This is a genomic window from Streptacidiphilus alkalitolerans (assembly GCF_042511045.1).
GTDB lineage: Bacteria > Actinomycetota > Actinomycetes > Streptomycetales > Streptomycetaceae > Streptacidiphilus > Streptacidiphilus alkalitolerans.
Window position 1 is genome coordinate 191,326 of record NZ_JBHEZX010000015.1, and the last position, 19,560, is coordinate 210,885.

General features: G+C 71.0%; 16 protein-coding genes. 7 read left to right on the top strand and 9 right to left on the bottom strand.

From position 1 onward, the window contains the following. The first annotated feature begins 104 nt into the window (after positions 1–104). Together ACEZDG_RS28900 and ACEZDG_RS28905 are read left to right on the top strand one after the other, a co-directional pair. Complete coding sequence (locus ACEZDG_RS28900; protein WP_380514898.1) at positions 105–668, top strand: dihydrofolate reductase family protein; 564 nt, start codon at positions 105–107, stop codon at positions 666–668. A 211-nt stretch (positions 669–879) separates the two neighbouring features. Next, the gene (locus ACEZDG_RS28905) at positions 880–2,307 is read left to right on the top strand and encodes a DUF2254 domain-containing protein (RefSeq protein WP_380514901.1); all 1,428 of its coding nucleotides are present in this window, start codon (positions 880–882) and stop codon (positions 2,305–2,307) included. Here the strand turns inward: ACEZDG_RS28905 and ACEZDG_RS28910 are convergent. The 3 genes from ACEZDG_RS28910 to ACEZDG_RS28920 form a co-directional block, all read right to left on the bottom strand. Then, positions 2,291–2,875, bottom strand: a complete 585-nt coding sequence (locus tag ACEZDG_RS28910) for a universal stress protein (protein ID WP_380514903.1) — start codon at positions 2,873–2,875, stop codon at positions 2,291–2,293. The genes ACEZDG_RS28905 and ACEZDG_RS28910 overlap by 17 nt on opposite strands. A 30-nt stretch (positions 2,876–2,905) precedes the next feature. Beyond that, positions 2,906–3,439, bottom strand: coding sequence for a universal stress protein (locus tag ACEZDG_RS28915; RefSeq protein ID WP_380514905.1), 534 nt, complete (start codon positions 3,437–3,439; stop codon positions 2,906–2,908). 172 nt (positions 3,440–3,611) lie between these two features. Beyond that, positions 3,612–5,519 (bottom strand): potassium transporter Kup, encoded by a 1,908-nt coding sequence (locus ACEZDG_RS28920; RefSeq protein WP_380514908.1) that lies wholly within the window; start codon positions 5,517–5,519, stop codon positions 3,612–3,614. Between the two features lie 186 nt (positions 5,520–5,705). On the opposite strand from ACEZDG_RS28920, the gene ACEZDG_RS28925 reads away from it, so the two are divergent. Continuing rightward, the gene (locus tag ACEZDG_RS28925) at positions 5,706–6,101 is read left to right on the top strand and encodes an ArsR/SmtB family transcription factor (protein WP_380514910.1); all 396 of its coding nucleotides are present in this window, start codon (positions 5,706–5,708) and stop codon (positions 6,099–6,101) included. 171 nt (positions 6,102–6,272) lie between these two features. On the opposite strand, the gene ACEZDG_RS28930 is transcribed toward ACEZDG_RS28925, so the two are convergent. Beyond that, on the bottom strand, positions 6,273–7,691 hold the full coding sequence (locus ACEZDG_RS28930) for an ABC transporter ATP-binding protein (protein WP_380514913.1): 1,419 nt from the start codon (positions 7,689–7,691) through the stop codon (positions 6,273–6,275). Positions 7,692–7,752: 61 nt separating this feature from the next. Further along, positions 7,753–9,510, bottom strand: a complete 1,758-nt coding sequence (locus tag ACEZDG_RS28935) for an ABC transporter permease (RefSeq protein ID WP_380514915.1) — start codon at positions 9,508–9,510, stop codon at positions 7,753–7,755. Positions 9,511–9,962: 452 nt separating this feature from the next. On the opposite strand from ACEZDG_RS28935, the gene ACEZDG_RS28940 reads away from it, so the two are divergent. Beyond that, the gene (locus ACEZDG_RS28940; RefSeq protein ID WP_380514918.1) at positions 9,963–10,091 is read left to right on the top strand and encodes a hypothetical protein; all 129 of its coding nucleotides are present in this window, start codon (positions 9,963–9,965) and stop codon (positions 10,089–10,091) included. On the opposite strand, the gene ACEZDG_RS28945 is transcribed toward ACEZDG_RS28940, so the two are convergent. Continuing rightward, positions 10,071–10,445, bottom strand: coding sequence for a VOC family protein (locus ACEZDG_RS28945; RefSeq protein WP_380514921.1), 375 nt, complete (start codon positions 10,443–10,445; stop codon positions 10,071–10,073). The two genes, ACEZDG_RS28940 and ACEZDG_RS28945, sit on opposite strands and share 21 nt — an antisense overlap. Before the next feature lie 74 nt (positions 10,446–10,519). Beyond that, positions 10,520–11,695, bottom strand: coding sequence for an FAD-dependent oxidoreductase (locus ACEZDG_RS28950; RefSeq protein ID WP_380514923.1), 1,176 nt, complete (start codon positions 11,693–11,695; stop codon positions 10,520–10,522). A gap of 94 nt (positions 11,696–11,789) precedes the next feature. On the opposite strand from ACEZDG_RS28950, the gene ACEZDG_RS28955 reads away from it, so the two are divergent. Then, positions 11,790–12,413, top strand: coding sequence for a TetR/AcrR family transcriptional regulator (locus tag ACEZDG_RS28955; RefSeq protein ID WP_380514926.1), 624 nt, complete (start codon positions 11,790–11,792; stop codon positions 12,411–12,413). Positions 12,414–12,419: 6 nt separating this feature from the next. Here ACEZDG_RS28955 and ACEZDG_RS28960 read toward each other — a convergent pair whose 3' ends face one another. Further along, positions 12,420–16,367, bottom strand: a complete 3,948-nt coding sequence (locus ACEZDG_RS28960; RefSeq protein ID WP_380514929.1) for an Ig domain-containing protein — start codon at positions 16,365–16,367, stop codon at positions 12,420–12,422. Between the two features lie 583 nt (positions 16,368–16,950). On the opposite strand from ACEZDG_RS28960, the gene ACEZDG_RS28965 reads away from it, so the two are divergent. Next, positions 16,951–17,961, top strand: a complete 1,011-nt coding sequence (locus ACEZDG_RS28965) for a hypothetical protein (protein WP_380514932.1) — start codon at positions 16,951–16,953, stop codon at positions 17,959–17,961. A gap of 107 nt (positions 17,962–18,068) precedes the next feature. Continuing rightward, positions 18,069–18,353, top strand: a complete 285-nt coding sequence (locus ACEZDG_RS28970; RefSeq protein ID WP_380514935.1) for a hypothetical protein — start codon at positions 18,069–18,071, stop codon at positions 18,351–18,353. On the opposite strand, the gene ACEZDG_RS28975 is transcribed toward ACEZDG_RS28970, so the two are convergent. After that, a complete protein-coding gene (locus ACEZDG_RS28975; RefSeq protein ID WP_380514938.1) occupies positions 18,354–19,283 on the bottom strand; it encodes a phosphotransferase family protein in 930 nt (309 codons plus the stop codon). It lies immediately after the preceding gene. Between the last annotated feature and the right edge of the window lie 277 nt (positions 19,284–19,560).

Genomic DNA, 19,560 nt, shown 5'->3' on the forward strand with positions numbered 1-19,560 from the left:
TCCAAGGGGCGGTTCCACCCGGTACGGACGGTGCCGTCCCCACGGCGCGGTTCGTGCGCGGTTCATGCCTCCGCGGCTAACCTGGTGGCGGAGGTGGACTTCTGATGCGCAACGTGACCTGTTCGATGGGCGTTTCACTCGACGGCTACATCGTCGGGCCGGACGGCAGTTTCAACTGGTCGGAACCCGACGAGGAGCTCTTCCGCTTCGTCACCGACGAGATCCGAGAGGTCGGCGTCCATCTGATGGGGCGTCGGCTGTACGAGACGATGCTCTACTGGGAGACCGCCGACCAGGACCCCACGCTCGACGCCCCCATGCTGGAGTGGGCCGCGCTGTGGAAGCCGCTGCCGAAGGTGGTGTTCTCCAGCACGCTGTCGACGGTCCAGGGCCATGCCCGGCTGGCCTCCGGCGGTCTCGCGGAGGAGATCGAGCGGTTGCGCGCGGAGCCGGGCGAGGGCGACATCGCGATCGGCGGGGCGACCCTCGCCGCGCAGGCGGCGGCGCTGGATCTGATCGACGAGTACCGGCCCAGGGTCCACCCGGTACTGGTCGGCGGCGGCATCCCGTTCTTCCCCCGGGAGGAGCGCCGGGCGAATCTCGAACTCCTCGACACCCGCACCTTCGGTTCGAAAATCGTCTACCTCCGCTACCGCGTGGTGCGTTAGGAGTCGTTCGGGTTAGCCGGGCACCGGCCGCGTCATGGCCTCCGGCTACGAACAGGTCCGCGCCCCGCTGCTGCCCGGTGGTTCGGATATCAGGGGCGGGCCGCCGGGGCGGTCGGATAGGCTCGGGCTCAGGTGAGCCGGGAAGTCTGGTCGGCGGCGCGCGGTACCCCCAGGGGGTCCGCGCCTCCTCCGCTGCCCTCAGGAGCTCCCGGTGCTGACCTCTCCCTTTCACACACTGCGCTACCGCCACCACCGCTACGGCTTTCGCGCCGCCGACTGGCGGCGCGAGGCGCTGCGTACCAACCTGTGGCTCGTCCCCGCGCTGGAGTCGCTGCTCGCGGTCGTGCTCTGGGCCGGGACCGTCGCCCTGGACCGCATCGCCTACAACGGCCGGCTGCACTTCCCCGACTGGGTGCTGGCCGGCAGCGCGGACGGCGCCCGGCAGGTCCTGACCACGGTCGCGGCGGCCGTCATCACCGTGGTGGGCCTGGTCTTCTCGATCACCATCGTCGCGCTGACCCTGGCCTCGACCCAGTTCGGCCCCAGGATGCTGCGCAACTTCATCCGCGACCGGGGCACCCAGCTCACCCTGGGCACCTTCGTGGCCAGCTTCCTCTACATGATCCTGGTCCTGGTGGCGGTGGGCCCCGGGCCGCACGGCGACTTCGTCCCGCACCTGTCGATCACCGTCGCCCTGGCGCTGACGGTGATCGACCTGGCGATGCTGATCTACTTCATCAACCACATCGCCAAGGCCATCCAACTCCCCGAAGTGATCGCCGCGATCGCCGGGGACCTGGCCCGGGCGATCGCCGAGCAGGGCGGCGCCGACGCCGGCGGGGTGGACGGACGCGAGCGCGGCCTGTCCTCGGCGGAGCTGCTGTCACGGATGGAGAGCGCCGGTGCGGTGATCCCGACCCCGGCCAGCGGGTATCTGCAGTACCTGCGCCACGACCGGTTGATCCGGATCGCCCGCGAGAGCGAGGCCGTCATCCACCTGCCCTACCGTCCTGGCCACTTCCTGGTCGAGGGAAGCCCGTTGGCGGTGGTGTGGCCGGCCGAGGCCGCCCCGCACGTGGCGGCGAACCTGGCCAAGGGACAGGTCACCGGTCCCTACCGGACGCTGACCCAGGACATCTCCTTCGGCATCGACCAACTGGTCGAGATCGCCATCCGCGCCCTCTCGCCCGCAGTGAACGACACCTTCACCGCACTGACCTGCATCGACTGGCTGAGCGACTGCCTCTGCCGGATCACTCTGGGCTGGCATCCGCAGCGGATCCACCGCGACAGGCACGGCTACGTGCGGGTGATCGCCTACCAGGTGGACTACGACCGGCTGGTGCAGCGCGCCTTCGAGAAGATCCGCCAGGCCGCCGCCGGGATGCCTGCGGTGATGATCCGTCAACTCGACGCCCTGCACAAGGTCGGGGAGCAGACCGTGTATCCGGAGCGGCGGAAGGTGCTGCTGGTCCAGGCGCAGCTGATCCTCAACTCCTGCGACGCCACGGTGCCCGAGGCAGTCGACCGGCGCGACGTGGAGCTCAGGTACCAGGCCCTGCTGGCCCTGTGCGGCACCCCGCAACCCGGTGACGCGTCCGCGCTTCCGTTCCTGACCCGGATCAGCCCTCGTCCGTGACCGGGGCGGCCGGGGAGTCGGGGCGTGGGGTCGTGCGCGACGCCGGGGCGGCGGCCTGGAGTTCCGCGGAGGAGGCGGTGTACAGCCGGTGCCGCTGCCGCAGGGGCAGTTCCCTCAGCAGGGCGGGCGGCGGGACCGCCAGCACCGGGCAGCGGGCGTGGGCGACGACATAGCGGCAGGTGGCGCCATGGAACCAGCGGGCCGGCCAGCCGCGCTCGCCGGCCCCCACCACCAGCAGGTCGTGCGGCCGGTCCGCGATGGACACCAGGCCGTGGCCCGCTTCGGCACGCACCACCACGGGGCGGATCGCCACCCCGCTCGGATAACCCCCGAAAGCCTGCTCGAAGCTCTGCCGCAGTCGCACGCAGGCCTGCGCCTCCCACAGGGCGAGCAGGTCGGAGCTGGGGGCGCGGCGGTAGCCCGTCTCGCCGCCCACCGGCGTCCAGGCCAGCACCGCCAGCACCTCGACCCGTTCCCGCCGTCCCGCGTCGACCGCCGCGCGCAGCGCCTCCAGGCTGCTCGGCGACCCGTTGACCCCCACGACGACCCGCCCCACCGGCACCGTCACGACCACCCCTCGGATCGGTCCCGACCGCTCTCAGGCGCTGTGGGCCGCGCGGCCCCAGCGGGTCGGCAGGGTCATCGGCTCGCCGTCGCGGGCGGCCAGTTCCAGTGCCTCCAGCAGTTCGGACGGCGGTACGGCGGTGACCGCGCAGCGGGCGTGGGCCAGGCAGTAGCGGCTGACCGAGCCGTGGAACAGCCGGACCAGCCGGCCGCGCCGCCCGGTGCTCACCACCAGTTGGTCCCCGGGCCGGTCGGCGACCTGCACCAGGGCCCGCCCGGGCTGGTCGTCGCGCACCACCATGGGCTGGATCCGCAGCCCGGCGGGGTAGCCGCCGAAGCTCTGCTCGAACGCGGTGTCCAGGCGCTTGCGGGCGGCCTGCTGCCATTCGCGCAGGAGCGGCGGGCAGGGGGAGGAGCGGTAGGCGAACTCCCCGCCGACCGGGTGCCAGGCCAGGACCGGCACCAGCACCGCGTCCAGCCGCCGCGCCTCCGCCACCGCGTGGTGCAGCGCGGCCAGACTGCTCAGTGATCCGCTGACGCCGACGACGATCCGGACGTTCTCAGCCATGGTGGTTCGCTTCCCTCTGCCTGCTCTGCGGCTGCATTTCGATTCGCAGGGAGATCCGTGGGACCTCCTGGTATTCATGCAACATCTGAGGGGTGGGCCGAGCAAAGCGCCTTGACGCTTCCCATATGCAGATGGTCGCTACTTTGACGCCGCCGCAGCGGCCGGGCAGACCCTAGACCTCGATCTGGGAGCCCATGATGACGGTGCGGCCGCGGGGGAGGCCGAAGTACTCGGCGGCGTCGGCGGTGATGTGGGAGGTGGCGATGAACAGGCGCTTGCGCCACCTGGCCATGGTCGGGGCCTCTCCGCAGCGCAGTTCGATCGTGGACAGGAAGTAGGACGCCTGGTCCAGCCGCAGCTGCCCCTCGGTGTCGGCGGGGTCGAGCAGGGCCAGGGCGGCGGGCACGTCCGGGGTCTCCATGTAGCCGAACCGGGCGGTGACGTGGATGATGCCGTCCTCGGCGTAGCCGAGGTTGTCGACGGTGGTCCGCTGATCGTCCGGGACGCGCGGCACGGTCTCCGTCTCGATGGAGAGGATCACCACCTGCTCGTGGCGCACATGGTTGTGCTCGACATTGGCGCGCATGGCCAGCGGCGTGGTCAGCGAGCCCCGGTTCAGGAAGACGGCGGTGCCGGGCACCCGGGCCGCCGGGACCTCCCGGAAGTGCAACTGGTCGACGAACCCGCGCAGCGGGCCCTCGGTCCGTTCCCGCTCCGCGGTGACGATCTTGCGCCCGCGCCGCCAGGTCGTCATCACGGTGAACGCCGTGAAGCCGATCAGCAGCGGCAGCCACGCGCCGTGGACGAGCTTGGTCACGTTCGCGGCCACGAACAGCAGGTCCACCGTGAGCAGCAGGGTCGCGCCGACGGTGATCAGCCACACCGGCGTGTGCCAGCGCGCCCGGGCGAGGTAGAAGAACAGCAGTGTGGTGATGGTGATGGTGCCGGTGACGGCCATGCCGAAGGCGAAGGCCAACGCGGCGGAGCTGCGGAAGGCGAAGACCAGGGTGAGCACGGAGACCATCAGCAGCCAGTTGATCCAGGGCACGTAGATCTGGCCCACGGTGGACTCGGAGGTGTGGGCGATGCGGAGCCTGGGCAGATAGCCGAGCTGCGCCGCCTGGGAGGCGACCGAGAACGCGCCGGTGATCACCGCCTGGGAGGCGATCACGGTGGCCGCGGTGGCCAGGATCACCAGCGGCAGTCGGCCCCAGCCGGGGGCGAGCAGGAAGAACGGGCTGCTGATGTTGTGCGGGTCGGCGAGGATCAGCGCGCCCTGGCCGAGGTAGCTGAGCACGCAGGCCGGGAACACCAGGAAGAGCCAGGCGCGGGTGATGGACCGGCGGCCGAAGTGGCCCATGTCCGCGTAGAGCGCCTCCGCGCCGGTCACCGCGAGCACGACCGCGGCCAGGGCGAAGAACGCGGTGCCGAAGTGGCCGACCAGGAAGCCCAGGGCGTAGCTCGGCCACAGCGCCCGCAGGATCTGCGGGTGGTCGACGATCCCGCGCACGCCGCAGGCTCCGATGACGGTGAACCAGACGATCATCACCGGGCCGAACAGCCGGCCGACCGCGGCCGAGCCGCGTCGCTGCACCAGGAAGAGCACCACGATGATCGCCGCCGTGCCGGGCACGACGGCGCTGTCCAGCGACGGCTGGACCACCTTGAGGCCCTCCATCGAGGACAGCACCGAGATCGCCGGAGTGATCATGCTGTCGCCGAAGAACAGCGACGCGCCGAAGATGCCCAGCGCGGCGAGGACGGCGGTGGTGCGCCGTCCCCGGGACGAGCCGGTCCGTCGCAGCAGGGTGATCAGCGCCATGATGCCGCCCTCGCCGTCGTTGTCGGCGCGCATCGCCAGCAGGACGTAGGTGACCAGGACGATGATCACGACCGACCAGAACACCAGCGAGACCACCCCGTAGACGTTCGCGGTGGAGACCGGCACGGGATGCGGGTCGTCCGGATCGAACACGGTCTGCAGGGTGTAGATCGGACTGGTCCCGATGTCGCCGAAGACCACCCCGAGGGCGCCGATCATCAGCGCGAGGCCCGCCGTGCCGGTCCGGCGCTCGGTCATCGTGACTCCTCCTCAGGGACGTTCTGGTCAGGGCGAACCCTAGCGGGCAGGCTCCAGCCCGTCGCAGGCACACGCCGACGTCGCCCCACTGCCCGTGGGCCGGGCGGTTAGGGTATTTGCATGGGAACGCAAGTTGACGCATGGGATGCGGCCGGGGCCGATCGGGCGGTCGCGGTGTTGAAGGCGGTGGCCGATCCGACGCGGTACCGGCTGCTGTGGGCGCTGAGCCGGCGGGAGCTGCCGGTGGGCAGCCTGGCGGAGCTCCTGGGCGCGCATGTCGCGGCCGTGTCGCAGCATCTGGCCAAGCTGCGGGCGGCGGGGTTGGTGGAGTCGAGGCGCGAGGGGACCCGGATCATCTACCGGGCAGCGGGCCCGCATGTGCGCGGGCTGCTGGAGGAGGCTTCGCTGGTAGCCGCGGCTGGCGTGGCAGGCGCGGCGCTGAGCGGCTCGGGTGGGCGGGCGGCGGTAGCGGCTGCTCCCGCAGAGGTCGCGGAGCCCGCAGAGCCTGCGGGAGTTGCGAAGGAGCAGTCGGGACGGGCCGCCGGCCCGCTGCGGGCGCGGCGGCCGGCGGCCGGGCAGTAGGCCGTCCCGGCCCCGGTCTGGCTCTGGCCCGTCCCGGCCCCGGCCCGGCGGGCCCGGTCCGCCCTGCTCGGGCCTGGTGGCGCTGCGCGGGGTGGGCCCGGCCCACGGCTGACCCCCGGCCCGCCAGGCCCCGGCCCCCGCCCGGCCCCGCCCGGCGGGCTCCGGCGGGGCTCAGGGGCCGGGAGGCGCTTCCGGCGCCTGGTCGGGGCGGGGGTCTCGGTCGAGGCGGTAGGACTGGCGGTCGGCGTCGTAGGAGTAGAGCTCCGCGTAGCGGCCCCAGTCGGTGGCGGTCTCCAGCTGCTGGGCGACCTGCTCGCTGGTGTAGTGGTGGGCGAGCAGGTCGCGGAAGAAGCCGGCCCGCAGGACGCCGTCGGAGTTCTGCCGCAGGCTCGTGGTGATCAGCCTGACCAGCGGGGCGTCGAGCGCGGCGGTGGCGAACATCTCCTTGGACTGCTGGACGTCGGCGCCGGCGAAGGTGGTGCCGCGTTCGGTCAGGATCAGGTCGTCCTCGCTGACCTTGGCCAGGCCCAGCAGTTCCAGGGCGTCGACCAGGGGGAGCACGTCGTCGACGTCCAGGCCCAGGTCGTCGGCGAGGTCGGCCAGGTCGCAGCGGGTGCCGCGGTGGGCGACCATCTCGGCGAGCCCGGACAGTCCGTCGACACTCGCTGTGGGCAGCGGGGTGTTGGCCATGGTGCGCTTCTCCAGGCCGACCGGCTCGGTGCGGCCGGGGGTGCGGGTCTCCTTGGCGCGGCCGGTCATGGTCCGGTAGACGCGGTCGATGAGGTCCTCGAAGTCTGCGGACTGCCGGTCCCGGGGACGCGGCTGGTCGACCTGGAAGGTCTCCCGGATCGTGCCGGGGCGCGAGCCCAGGACCACGATGCGGTCGGCCATCAGCACGGCCTCCTCGATGTTGTGGGTGACCAGGACGATGGCCCGGGTGGGGAACTGGCCCGACTCCCACAGCTCCATCAGCTCCCCGCGCAGGTTCTCGGCGGTGAGCACGTCCAGGGCGGAGAAGGGCTCGTCCATCATCAGCACGTCGGGTTCCACCACCAGGGCGCGGGCGAAGCCGACGCGCTGGCGCATGCCGCCGGAGAGCTCCTTGGGGTAGGCGTCCTCGAAGCCGTCCAGGCCGATCAGGTCGATGGCCTGGACGGCGGCGAGGGCGCGCCGGTCGGCGGGGACGCCGCGGGCCTCCAGGCCGACCTCGACATTCTGCTGGACGGTCAGCCAGGGCAGCAGCGCGAAGGTCTGGAAGACCATGGCCGTACCGGGGTTGGCGCCGGTCAGCGGCGTGCCGCGGTAGGAGACGGTGCCGGAGCTGGGCGGCAGCAGCCCGGCCAGACAGCGCAGCAGGGTGGACTTGCCCGAGCCGGACCGCCCCAGCAGGGCGACGATCTCGCCCGCGCGGACCTGGAGGTCGATGCCGGCCAGCACTGGCAGTTCGCCGTCGGCCCCGGCGTAGGACTTGGTCAGGGCGGCGGTGGCGAGCAGGACGTCGCCGTCCGCCGGGGGCGGGGCGGTGGCGGTCCTGCCGCCGGGAGCGGTGGTGCGGGTGGTGCGCAGGTTGCGCAGGGCGCTCAGAACCATGGGAGGCTCCTTTGCAGATCGGCCGTTCTGAGGGTGGGTCAGAGGGCGCGGCGGGTCGGAGTCAGAGGGTGTAGCGGGTCTCGGCGAGGCGGTAGAGGCGGCGCCAGAGCAGGCGGTTGAGGGCGACGACATACAGGCTCATCACGGCCACGCCCGCGATCAGGCGGGGGAAGTCGCCGCCGGCGGTCGCTTGCGCGATGTAGGCGCCCAGGCCGGTCGCGGTCAGCGTGGTGCCGCCGAAGGTGACCACCTCGGCGACGATGGAGGCGTTCCAGGCGCCGCCGGAGGCGGTGATGCCGCCGGTGACATAGGAGGGGAAGATCCCGGGCAGGATCAGCCGCCGCCAGCGCTGCCAGCCGTGCACGCCCAGATCGTCCATGGCCTCGCGCAGGTCGGTGGGGATGGACATGGCCCCAGCGATGGTGTTGAAGAGGATGTACCACTGGGCGCCCAGCGCCATCAGCAGGATTCCGCCGACGTCGATCGAGAGCCCGGTCCGCAGGAAGAACCAGACGGCCAGCGGGAAGAGGAAGTTGGCGGGAAAGCTGGCCAGGACCTGGATCACCGGCTGGGCGATGCGGGTCAGCTTCGGCGAGAAGCCGATCCGCACGCCGATCGGCACCCAGACCACGGTGGCCGCGGCGACCAGGAGCAGGACCCGGCCCAGGGTGGCCAGCCCCAGCAGCAGGGGTTCGCCGAAGACGCCGAGGCCGGAGGTGTCGTGCAGGTACTCCGCGAGCCCGGCCAGCCCCCAGAGGATCAGGCCGCCGGCCACCACCGCGAAGGCGATGTCGCCGGTGCGCTGCCGGGCGGGGTCATGGGTGAGCGGCCGGTCGTCGGTGCCGAGGATCCGGGCGGCCCGGCCCAGGCCGCGCCCCACCGGGCGCAGCACGTACCCCAGCAGCCGGGGCCAGTGCGAGCGGCGCAGGAGGTCCAGGACGTAGGAGCGCTGGACCTCGGTGGCCTCGGACTGCTCGTTCTTGAACTTCTCGGCCCAGGCGGTGAGCGGGCGCCAGAACAGGAAGTTGACGCCGATCACCATGACCGCCATGGTCAGGATCGCCCAGCCGACCTTGCCCAGGTCGCCGTCGGCGATCGCCGCCCCGGCGTAGCTGCCGACCCCGGGCAGGGCGTAGTCCTTGTTGTTGACGCTGATCGCCTCGGAGGCGACCAGGAAGAACCAGCCGCCGCCGAAACTCATCATCCCGTTCCAGACCAGGCTGATCGCCCCCGACGGCAGCTCCACCTTCCAGAAGCGCATCCAGCGGGTGAAGCGTAGGGAGCGGGAGAGCTCGTCCAGTTCGCGCGGCATGGCGGTCAGCGAGTAGTAGAAGCCGAAGGTCATGTTCCAGGCCTGCGAGGTGAAGATGGCGAAGATGGACGCGCACTCCAGGCCCAGCATCGATCCGGGGAACAGCGCAATGAATCCGCTCACCGCCACCGTCAGGAAGCCGAGGACCGGTACCGACTGCAGGATGTCCAGCGCCGGGATCAGGATCCGTTCCAGGCGCCGGCTGCGCGCCGCAGTGTAGGCGTAGACGAAGGTGAAGACCACCGACGCGGCCAGGGCCACGAACATCCGCAGCAGGCTGCGCGCCGCGTCGTAGGGCAGCCGGGCCGGGTCGGTGTCGACCTTGGCGCTCTGGCTGGTGGAGAAGCGCACGGTGGTGCCCTGCCCCACGCGCAGGGTCAGATACAGCAGCACCAGGACCGCGGCGGCGACCACCAGGTCCACCCAGGTGGTGCGGGCGAGGCGGCCCGCTGCCCGGGACGGCAGCGAGGCGCGCGAGGCGGCGGGGCCGCTCGTACGGAACGGCATCACAGGAACCTCCAGCCACACGGTGGACGCGTCCGGCCCGGCCCAGCCGCGTTCCCGTGACCGCGCGGCAGGCGGGCGGTAGCGGAACAGGGGTGCGGGCAGGCCGGGACGGCGTCCGGCGTGGAGAGAAATCAGAAGGGGGAGCCAAGTAGGCAGGCAGGCTCGGCGGGCCGGACCGAAGGGCCCGGACGGCCGTGCGGGACTACTCCGGGGGCGGCCCGGAGCGGGCGAATCAGTGCGTCAGCGACTGCCCTGGGGGCAGCGGGGACTGGGAGGGTCGGCGCCCATGGCTGCCTCCAATCGGGGATGCGGTTCCAGCGTTCCGGTCGTACCGGCACAGGCCCGGCGCGCGCGGCGCGGCAGGGGACGGTGCCGAGAGCAGTCTCCCCTTAATTGCGTCCATACGCAAATAGAGACGCGCCGCCCGGTCCCCGCCGGCGTCGAGGAGCACCATGAACTGGTCCGGGCCGGCGCGCAACACGCTGTACAACTACGCCGGTGACAAGGGCGCGTTGATCCTGGACGCGTCCACGGACCAGGGGCCGGTGCGGGGGACCGGGTCAGGCGTACTGGGTCAGTGAGAGCAGGTTGGCGTCCGGGTCCTTGAACCAGGCGATCCGGTGGCCGCCCGGAGCGGTCCAGACGCCGTCGGCGTCCTGGCCCATGCCCTCGAAGACGACGAACTCGACCGACTGCTCCGCGAGTTGGCTCATCACCCGGGCGATGTCCTGGACCACCCAGCCCAGCGCGGTGAACGGCTGGGGAGTGAACGTCTCGACGCGGGTGACCCGGATGGTGGTTCCCGCGCCCTCCAGCACTAGCGCGAACCCGTCGGACGCGGTCACGGTCAGGCCGAGCAGACCTTCGTAGAAGGCCCGGGACCGGACCGGATCCGTGGACGGCAGGAACGCCGTGACCGGAGACGAACCAAGCATTGCCGCACTCCCTCGTGACAGTCGGCCTTCAGCTTGGCATACGGCCCCGGGCCTGCGCCTGACCGACGTGGACCTCACCGCCCCGCGTGCCGAACGGCGTCGTCGCCCTTGTCGTCGCCCTCGTCGTCGCCGAGGTCGGGGAGTTCGACGGACAGCAGGAACTCGGCGCCGCCCTCGAGGATCTTGGCGTTCTCGGCGGAGCGCGGCAGCATGGTCCGCTCGTAGGCGCGGACGGCGTCGGCGACGGTGGCGGACTCGGCCAGGGCCACGGCCAGTTCGGCGGCGTCGAGCATGGCGAGGTTGACGCCCACCCCCAGCGGGGGCATCAGGTGGGCGGCGTCACCGAGCAGGGTGACGGTCGGGTTGTGCTCCCAGGTGTGCGGGACCGGCAGGGCGAAGATCGGACGCTGGATGTAGCGGCCCTCGTTGTCGGTGATCAGCCGCCGCAGCCGGGGCGACCAGTGGGCGTAGCGCTCCAGGAGCAGGGCGCGGACGGCGTCGGTGTCGTCCGCGGCCAGGCCGCTCCGGCTGATCCAGTCGACCGGGACGCGCTGGATGAGGTAGACGCGGATGTGGTTGCCGCCGTTGCGCTGGGCGAACATCCCGCGCTCGCCGTCGGCCGCGTGGGCACCGCCCTGGCCGACCAGCTCGGCGATCTCGGGGTGGCTGTTCTCGACGTCGTTGAACCACGCCTCCAGGAAGCTCACCCCGGAGTACTGCGGGACGGCGGGGGACACGGCCGGGCGCACCCGGGAGGAGGCGCCGTCGGCGCCGATGACCAGGTCGGTCTCGACCGTGCTGCCGTCGGCGAAGCGCAGCTGCCGGGGGCCGTCGGCGGGACCGTCGACCGACTCCAGGGCGTGGCCCCACTGGACGGTTCCCGGCTGCAGGGAGTCCAGCAGCAGGTCGCGCAGTCGGCCGCGGTCGATCTCCGGCTTGAAGAGCTCGTCGGCCTTCGGGAGCTGGTGCGAGAGGAGCGCGCCGGCCGGATCCAACTGGCGCATCTCCTGCCCCTCGGGGCGGGCCAGCTGGAAGAACTCCTCCAGCAGACCGGCCTCGCGCAGCGCGATCTGGCCGTTGTCGGCGTGCAGGTCCAGGGTGCCGCCCTGGTTGCGGACCTCGGGGCCCGCGTCGCGGTCGTGGACGGTGACCGCGAGGCCGCGCCGCTGCAGGATGCGGGCGCAGGTCAGGCCGCCGGGTCCGGCGCCGATGACGCTGATCCTGGCGTGGGTGGGTGCTACGGAGCTCATGGGGAATCCCTTCGGTGCTAATTTCTCCAACAGCTCCAAAACTACAACAGTTCCAATTATGGTGCAATCGCAATATTCCCGGTAGGCTGGGCGGATGGACAGGACGACGACCGACAGCGCGGCGCCCGTGGGGCGGCGCGAACGCAAGAAGGCCGCCACCCGGCAGGCGATCGCCGACACCGCGCTGCGGCTGTTCCTGGAACGCGGCTACGACCAGGTGGGCGTGCGCGAGATCGCCGAGGTCGCCGATGTGTCGGTGTCGACCCTGTTCAACTACTTCCCCCAGGGCAAAGAGGCCCTGGTCTTCGACGAGGACGCCGGCCATGAGGCCGCCCTGGTCGGCGCGGTCACCGACCGGCCGCCGGGCCTGACCATCCCCGAGGCGCTGCGGGCCCACTTCACCGAGTACGTCACCTCGCCGCACACCCGCGACCCGCGCTTCGCCGCCCTCCAGCAGCTCGTCCGGCAGACCCCGGCCCTGCGCGAGTACGCCCACGCGATGTCCCTGCGCCACGAGACCGCCCTGGCCCACGCCCTCGCCGAGCAGACCGGACGCCCGCAGGACGATCTGCTCTGCGCCGCCTACGCCCGGTTCACCCTGGAGACCCTGGCGTTCGCCGGCTCCCGCCCCGACCCCGCCGCCGCGGTCGACCAGGTCTGCCGCCTGCTCGACCAGGGCTGGACGACCAGCGTCGCCCAGCCCGGGGTCACCCAATAGCTGGGTCTACGAGTCGGCGCGGTGGCCGCCGTGGCCCTTGTGCTTGTGCCCGTCGTGGTCGTGGTGGCCGGAGTGGTCGTGGTGGTCGCCGTGGCCCCGGGGGTGGGGCGGCGCGGAGAGCGAACTCCCGATGGTGATCTTTCCCGTGACCGCTTCCGACTCGTAGGCCGGACAGTTGCTGTCGCTGACCGTGAAGGTGACGTCGTAGCTCAGCGCACTGGTGGGGGTGCCGGTGACCTGGCCGGTGTCCGGGTCGATGGTCAGGCCCGAGCCCTCGGCCCCGGTCATGGTGAACTTCTGCAGCGGCCTGTTGCAGGGCTTGTCGCCGCCGGTGGTGTGCTTCTTGACGTCGAGGACGAACGGCTGGCCGGCGGTTCCCTCGGCGATCGGATCGAGGCTGTCGAACGTGATCTCCGGCCGGGTGCGGGTCACGCCGGAGACGATGGTCATGACCGCGGCGGTCAGGTTGGTGCCCACGTTCACCCCGGCGGTGATCCCGACCCGCCACGGCAGCGACTCGTCCGGCTCCTCCGGGCCGGTGTCGATCCGGATCACCGAGTCGAGGGCGCCGATGACGGAGACCATGTCGCTGCCCCAGGTGTAGGCGGTCGCCTTGGCCTGGGCGTCGTCGGCGGCCAGGCAGGCCAGGTTCGCCACTCCGAACAGGGTGTTGACGACCGGTCCGGCGATGCCGTTGAGGTTCTTCAGCCACACGGTGTCGGCCTCGGCCACCTCGGAGAGGCTGGCGGCGCAGACCGCGAAGCCGAGCAGCCACTCCAACAGCTGCGCGACGAACGCCCCGGTGGCCGGCCCCTCCCACTCCCGGCCGGTGACCGGCGGGGCCGAGAGCGCGACACCGCTGAGCACCTGGGTGAGCAGTGCGCCGATGCAGATCAGGGGGTTGAGCACCGGATCCACCTTGTCCCACATGATGCACAGGTCGCCGTAGAAGTTGAGGAGCGAGTTGAACACCCCGGCGAACCCGCAGAACAGCTGCCAGGTGTGCATGGAGTCCGGGTCGGGCTCGTCGCCGGCCACGCCGGTGGCCGAGGGCGGGCCGGGCAGCAGCGGGAACACCCCGGTGGGGAACGGCTGCTCGTCGACGCCGTAGAACAGCTTGTACAGCGTCGTCACGTAGAAGGCGATGACCAGCAGCAGGAAGTCGCCCAGGGTCAGCTGGTCGATGTCGGGGCCGTCGACCTCCTCCAGGATCCACTGGATCAGGCTGCCGATCGGGCCGAGCAGGTCCAGGCTGCTGTCCAGCAGGTCGTCGACGCTGCGGGCGATGGTCGCGGCCAGCCCGAGGATCTTGTTGACCAGGGTGTCCAGCGCCTGCAGCACGTCAAGTGCCAGGTTCTCCATGTCGTTCAGCAGCGCCAGCACCGAAGTGGTCTGGGCGACGGCCGGGTTGGCCGGGTCGAACAGCACGGAGGCGGCGGTGGCCAGGTCGCCCAGCGTGGTGGTGACGTCGTCCACCAGGGCGCTGGCGTTGAGGTCCTGGAGGAACTGGGTGAACGCGGTCACCAGCGGCGAGTCCGGGGGAATGCTGACGGCGGCCCTGCCGAGCAGGGCGCCGCTGCTCTCGGAATCCATGAGGTGGTTGAGCAACCAGGTCGCCTGCGGGTTGCCGCGCAGCTCCTGCTGGGTGGGAACGCTGCCGTTGGCGGTGGGCGGCAGCGGCGTGATGTTGGCGAAGTCGCCGACCGCCGTGGTGGCGAACTGCTTCTTGAGCGTGGTGAACAGGGTGGTGACCTCCTGTTCCTTCTCCTGGAACCAGCGGTCCGCCAGGGTGCCCGCGTAGTCGAGGGTGGCGATGCCCAGGTCCACGACCTTGGTGAGGCCGTCCGCCAGGGCCTTCTTGGTGTTCCAGATCGCGCTGAAGTCGAACAGCGACTGCAGCCAGTCGAGGGCGTCGGTGATGTCCTGGACCACGGTGTTGAAGTAGGCCTCGGCGACCTGTCCGGCGGTCTCCACCCCGTCGATGACGACCTTGGCGACCTCGACGATCTTCCCGCCGATCCAGATCACCACCCCGAAGAAGCCCTCGGCCTGGTAGACGTTGTAGACCTCGATCGCACCGTTCTTGATGCCCTCCCAGATGTTGCCGAGGAAGTCGAGGAACTCGTCCAGGATCCCGCCGTACTCGGGCAGCGCCCTGATCCCCGCGAGGTAGTCCTCGACCTCCTTGGCGCTGCCGAACTCCCGGTACCCCACCCGGCCGTCGGCCATCGTGCCCACCGCGCAGCCGTGGATCTCCGGGGCCGGACCGGGGCCGGTGAGCAGCCGGGAGGTCAGCGGCTTGCCCGCGGCGGCGGTGAAGGCCTGCTGCACTCCGGTGGCCGCCGCGGTCGCCTCCGCCAGCGTCGTCCCCGGCTTGACCACATTGACCCCGCCGGCCGTGGCGGCGAGCAGGGCGGTGCCGCTGAACGGCGCGGACTGGGAGGCGAGGGTGCCGGTCCCGGCCAGGTACTCGTGCACGTCGGAGGCCGGCTGGATCACCGCGCCGGGCACCAGCCCGGGGGCGTCGACGTGGATGGCGGGCGGTACCAGCGCGCGGGCCGGGACGGCGATGCGGATCCGGCCCAGCCGGTTCGTGGTCAGGGTCGCCGAGTAGCCGGGCCCGACCAGCCAGGACATCCCGCCGGAGATGATCTCCAGCCGCGACTCGGCCGAGACCTGGACCGGAAGGCCGCCCAACGGGGTGCCGACCCCGTCCAGCACGGTGATGTCGGAGACGTAGTGGGCGGCCGTCACGATCGGCGAGGCGGCATCCGTGAGCCGGATCGGCTCCATGGCCCAGCGGGCCGAGGCGACGTCCTGGGTGCACACGCACCACATGTCGGCGGCCTGTGTCCCCTCCTGCCACAGCAGTTCGCTGGGCAGCAGGTCGGGGAACGGGTCCAGCACCAGGCCGGCGACGCCCGGGTGCACCCCGATCAGCGCCGGCGTGGTCGTGGTTCCGTCCTGGGACACCGCCTGGGCCCAGGCCGGAGCCCCGTCGGCCCAGCTGGCCTGGTTCAGCAGCCGGAGGGTCTTGTCGGTGTCGAGCCCGAACACATGCAGCATGCGGTTCGCGTCGGTCCACAGGCTGGCGGTGATCAGGCCCAGCCCGGACGTCGTGCCGAAGTGGGCCACCGGGCCGTTCATGCCGTACACGCTGTTGTAGGTCACCAGATCGCCCGCGGCGTCCAGGTACACGCAGCCCGTCGCCGAACCGCGGCTGCCCCTCGGCAGCTGGTAGGCGCCCACCAGTTCGGCGGCGGTGCCCGACACCGGCGCACTCGAGAACACCGGGAAGAAGGTCAGCATGCTGAGGTTGGGGCCCTGCAGCAGGTAGACCTCCGGGGCCTGGTTGACCCCGAACTGCACGGTGTAGTCGAAGCTGTCGGTGGGAGCGCCCGTCAGCGGGTTCGGGAGGACCGACCAGCCGAAGAAGGCGGTGCCCCCGGGTGCGATGGTGAACAGCGGGTTGATGTAGCCGAGGGTGTTGGTCTCGGTGAGCCCGACCACGTGGGGCGTCGTTCCGTCGTAGGCCACCCGCAGACGCGAGATCGCCGGCATCGACGCGCCGGCGAACGATATCGCCCCGGGCATGGCCTGCCAGCTGCAGCTGGCCACCCCGTCGACGGTCTGCGCGGTCAGGCGTAAGGCGGAGACCTGCTCCGCCTCGGCCGCCGACGCGGCGGTGTACACCGCCCACACGCTCAGGTCGTAGGGGTTGACGATCACGGCCACCTCGCCGCCGAGCAGGGGCGGCGCGCCGGCGGACGTGTCGACGGACACCTGCTGCCAGCCGCTGGCGGACGACGCGGTGCGCTGCACATAGGTCAGCGCGCCGCTCTGGTTGAGGACGAGCGCCTCCTCCTTCCCGTCCAGGAAGGGGTTGGCGAACAACGCCATCTGGTTCTCCCCCTCCCGCACCGAGATTCCGCCGGTGGGAAGTGCGTCCTGCATCAGGAGGCTGGAACACACCACCGAGCGCGCCTGGCCGACGAGGGTGGTACCGGGAATCGGAACGGATGACACAGTCATGGCAGGACCTCATTCTGGTCGCGTGGTCTCGCGGAGTGGAATTCCGAGAATTGTCGGCAGCCGGATATGGGGCCCGCCGCGCTTATTCCGGTGACGTTGCTGCTGAGGGCGTTCACTCATGCCGAAGAGACCGAACTGATCGGCCTGGCGGCGGTGAAGTCATGGGCGTAGGCGCAGGAACGCCTAAATCCCCGGCTGGTTCTCGGCAACTAAGATATTGGGGCGGCGGGAAGATCCACAGCAAGGATGTCCGGCAAGATTCTTTGGCGAACGGCCCGAAATCGCGGCTTTTCCTGTCGGCCGGGAGGGTTATCGGTGGCACTGAACTGCTGCGATTCCAGGGATCATCGTTCGACTGCCTACTATTCGGACCTGTGTTCTGGTTGGCTCGTGATCCCCGCTGGGCCGGCGGTGTCGGGCGCTGCAGCGGTTCCCGGCAAGGCGCTGACCGCGCTGCTTCGATCCGATAGCCTTGGAGCAAAACTCTGCTGAGGGCGGTAATCCGGTGACCGGACGGACCGTACTGCTGGACGGCGTGCCGGTACCGCTTGCTGAGGTGCCGTCAGAGGTCGACGACCAGGCGGCTCTTTATCGCATTGAGGGCCGCGCGGACTACATCGTCAAGATCTACCGTGAGCCACCCGGCCCCCTGCAGGAACGGAGACTGCGGGGGCTGTTGGGGATGCCGTTCGGCAGCCGCTCCGGTGAGGAGGCCCCGGAGCCCGCAGTCGCTTGGCCGACCGCGCTCGTGCAGAGCCGGGAAGGTGCGGTGCTGGGATACGCGATGCCCCTCCTGGGCGATCACGTCAAGCTGGAGGAGCTGCTTGACCCTTCATCCCGGTTTCGGCTCTCCGAAGGACCGGACCAGCGGTTCCTGCTGGGTGTCTGCTGGAATCTTGCCTTCATGGTGGCCCGCATGCATGGCGATGGCATCGTCATCGGCGACTTGTCCGGCAGCAGTGTGGTCGTCGATCGGAACGGGTTCGTTGAATTCATTGAATTCGAATCCGTCTCCTTCACGGACCCGGTGACCGAGGAATACTTCCCCGGCACGGCAGAGCCGGCCACCGCGGCGAGCGACGACTTCGCGCTCGCGGTGCTCATCTTCCGACTCCTCACCGGCAGCGATACCGCGCCCCGCGGCACGGTCGATCCACAGGCGCTGCCGCCACCGCTCCAGGAGCTGGCGCGAGTCGCCTTCGGCCCGGGTGCCGCGGACCGGGCAGGACCTCCGACTGCCGAAGCCTGGCTCCGTGCGCTGGACGTGGCCCGCATCGCGGTGCCGAAGACCGTCGCGGCAACCGGTGAACCGGCCGAGAGGAGCCGGAGAACAAGGGCGACATGGCGGGCGTTCCTGGCCGGGGTGGGCGGCACCCTCGATCTGTTGGGCGGTGCGGACCGGCCGCGCGAACCGCTTCCAGCATTCGAAGCCACCCTCGCCGACGATGTCCATGAGCTGTGTCTCGCTCTCGGCCTCAGGGTCGAGGACGAAAACCCGGTGGGTGGGTCCGTATGAGCTCATCCACGGGATCCCGGTCAGCACGGCAGAGATCGTCGTCCGGCGGCGAGTTCACGGTACGGGAACTTGCCCTCCTGAACGAGAGGGCTCCTGAGGTGGCCCGCGTGCTGTTGGAACAGAAACGGCATGATCAGCGACACCGGCAACGACTGGCCTGGGCCGGACTGATCGCCCAGTCGATAGGACACGCGACAGGCCTTGCCGCCCTGGTTGTTCTGGCGGTTGTCGCGTGGCATGCGTTCGACGTGGGCGCGAAGACGCAGGGCGCGGCGATCATCTGCACGGGTGCGGTGTCGATCGTCGCTGTGTTCGTCACTGGACGCCGATCGGCCGACCGGCGGGCCGCAACCCCTCAGGACGAGCCGGCCCCGGGTGGGGCTGAACAGTAGTCAGGCTGCGGCGAGGCGTGACACGGTCCGTGCGAACAACTCGACCTGGTCCCAGCGTCCTCGGAAGGCGCAGGCCGCGACGGCGCCGAGGGCGATGTGGATCTCATAGGTGTGGATACGCTCGTCGAAACCGGCCGGCGGCCGGCCGCCGACGCTGAGGTGTTCCCTGAGCCGCGCGCGGATGTCGACGGACTTCCACTGCGGGTACAGCGACCAGCAGAAGATCAGCCAGGCCGCGTCGTAGAGGGAGTCCCCGTACATCGAGTTGCCCCAGTCCAGCACCCCGGCGACGGTGTCCCCCGAGACCAGGACATTGCGACTGAGCAGGTCGGAGTGGACCAGCTCCCGCAGGTCCGGCAACTGCCCTACCAGGCCCTGCAGTTGTCGCAGCCCCCGCTCGAAGGGGCCCATGCCGATCGGCGAGGCCGCGAGGGTGTCGCGCCAGCCGGGAAAGCGCGGTCTGTCCTCGCCGACCTCGAGCAGGGCCTCGGCCCATCCGCGGTGCGGGGCGGTGCCGTCCGAGCGCCAGATCCCGAAGCCCGCGGTGCCGGCCAGATCGGCGGACCCGATCGCGTCGAGCACCCCGAGCAGCGAGGGAAGCACCCGTTCGACCTGTTCCGCGTCGAGGTCGTCGAGCGCGGTGCCGGGCATGCGCTCGGAGACGACGTAGCACAGCCCGTCGGCCTCGCCGCCCGCGAGGACCTCGGGGACCGGCACCACGGACGAGGCGAACCTGGTGGCCGCTGCCGCGTCCTTGAGGTAGTCCTCGCCGTGGTGACCGACCCGGACGACCAGCTCGCGGCCGTCGACGGCGAGGGCGTACGCGCGGGACCACGCGCCCATGGCGAGCGGTCGCGGCTCCAACAGGCCCGGTCCGAAGCGGCTGCGGAGCTCGGCCAGGACCACGGCGGTCAGCACCGGCAGCGGCATGCGGGGCTCCTTGCGGCGTGGGCGCGCCCCGGTACTTGCGGGCTCGGCCGAGCCTACCGTCAGCGACGCCACCCTGGGCCCATGGCGAACGCCCCGCCTCGGGCACACCGATGCACCCAAGGGCAGGGCGCGTGCCTAGGGGGTGTCTGACGGGTCTCCGCGGCGTCGCGGCGCCCGGCACGCACGCTCGCCGCGTTGCCGAACCGCCCTGGTAGCTCCGCTACAAGGACGCTCCGGCGCCTTGCGACCGCACGCACCGGACACCGCTCCTTCACCC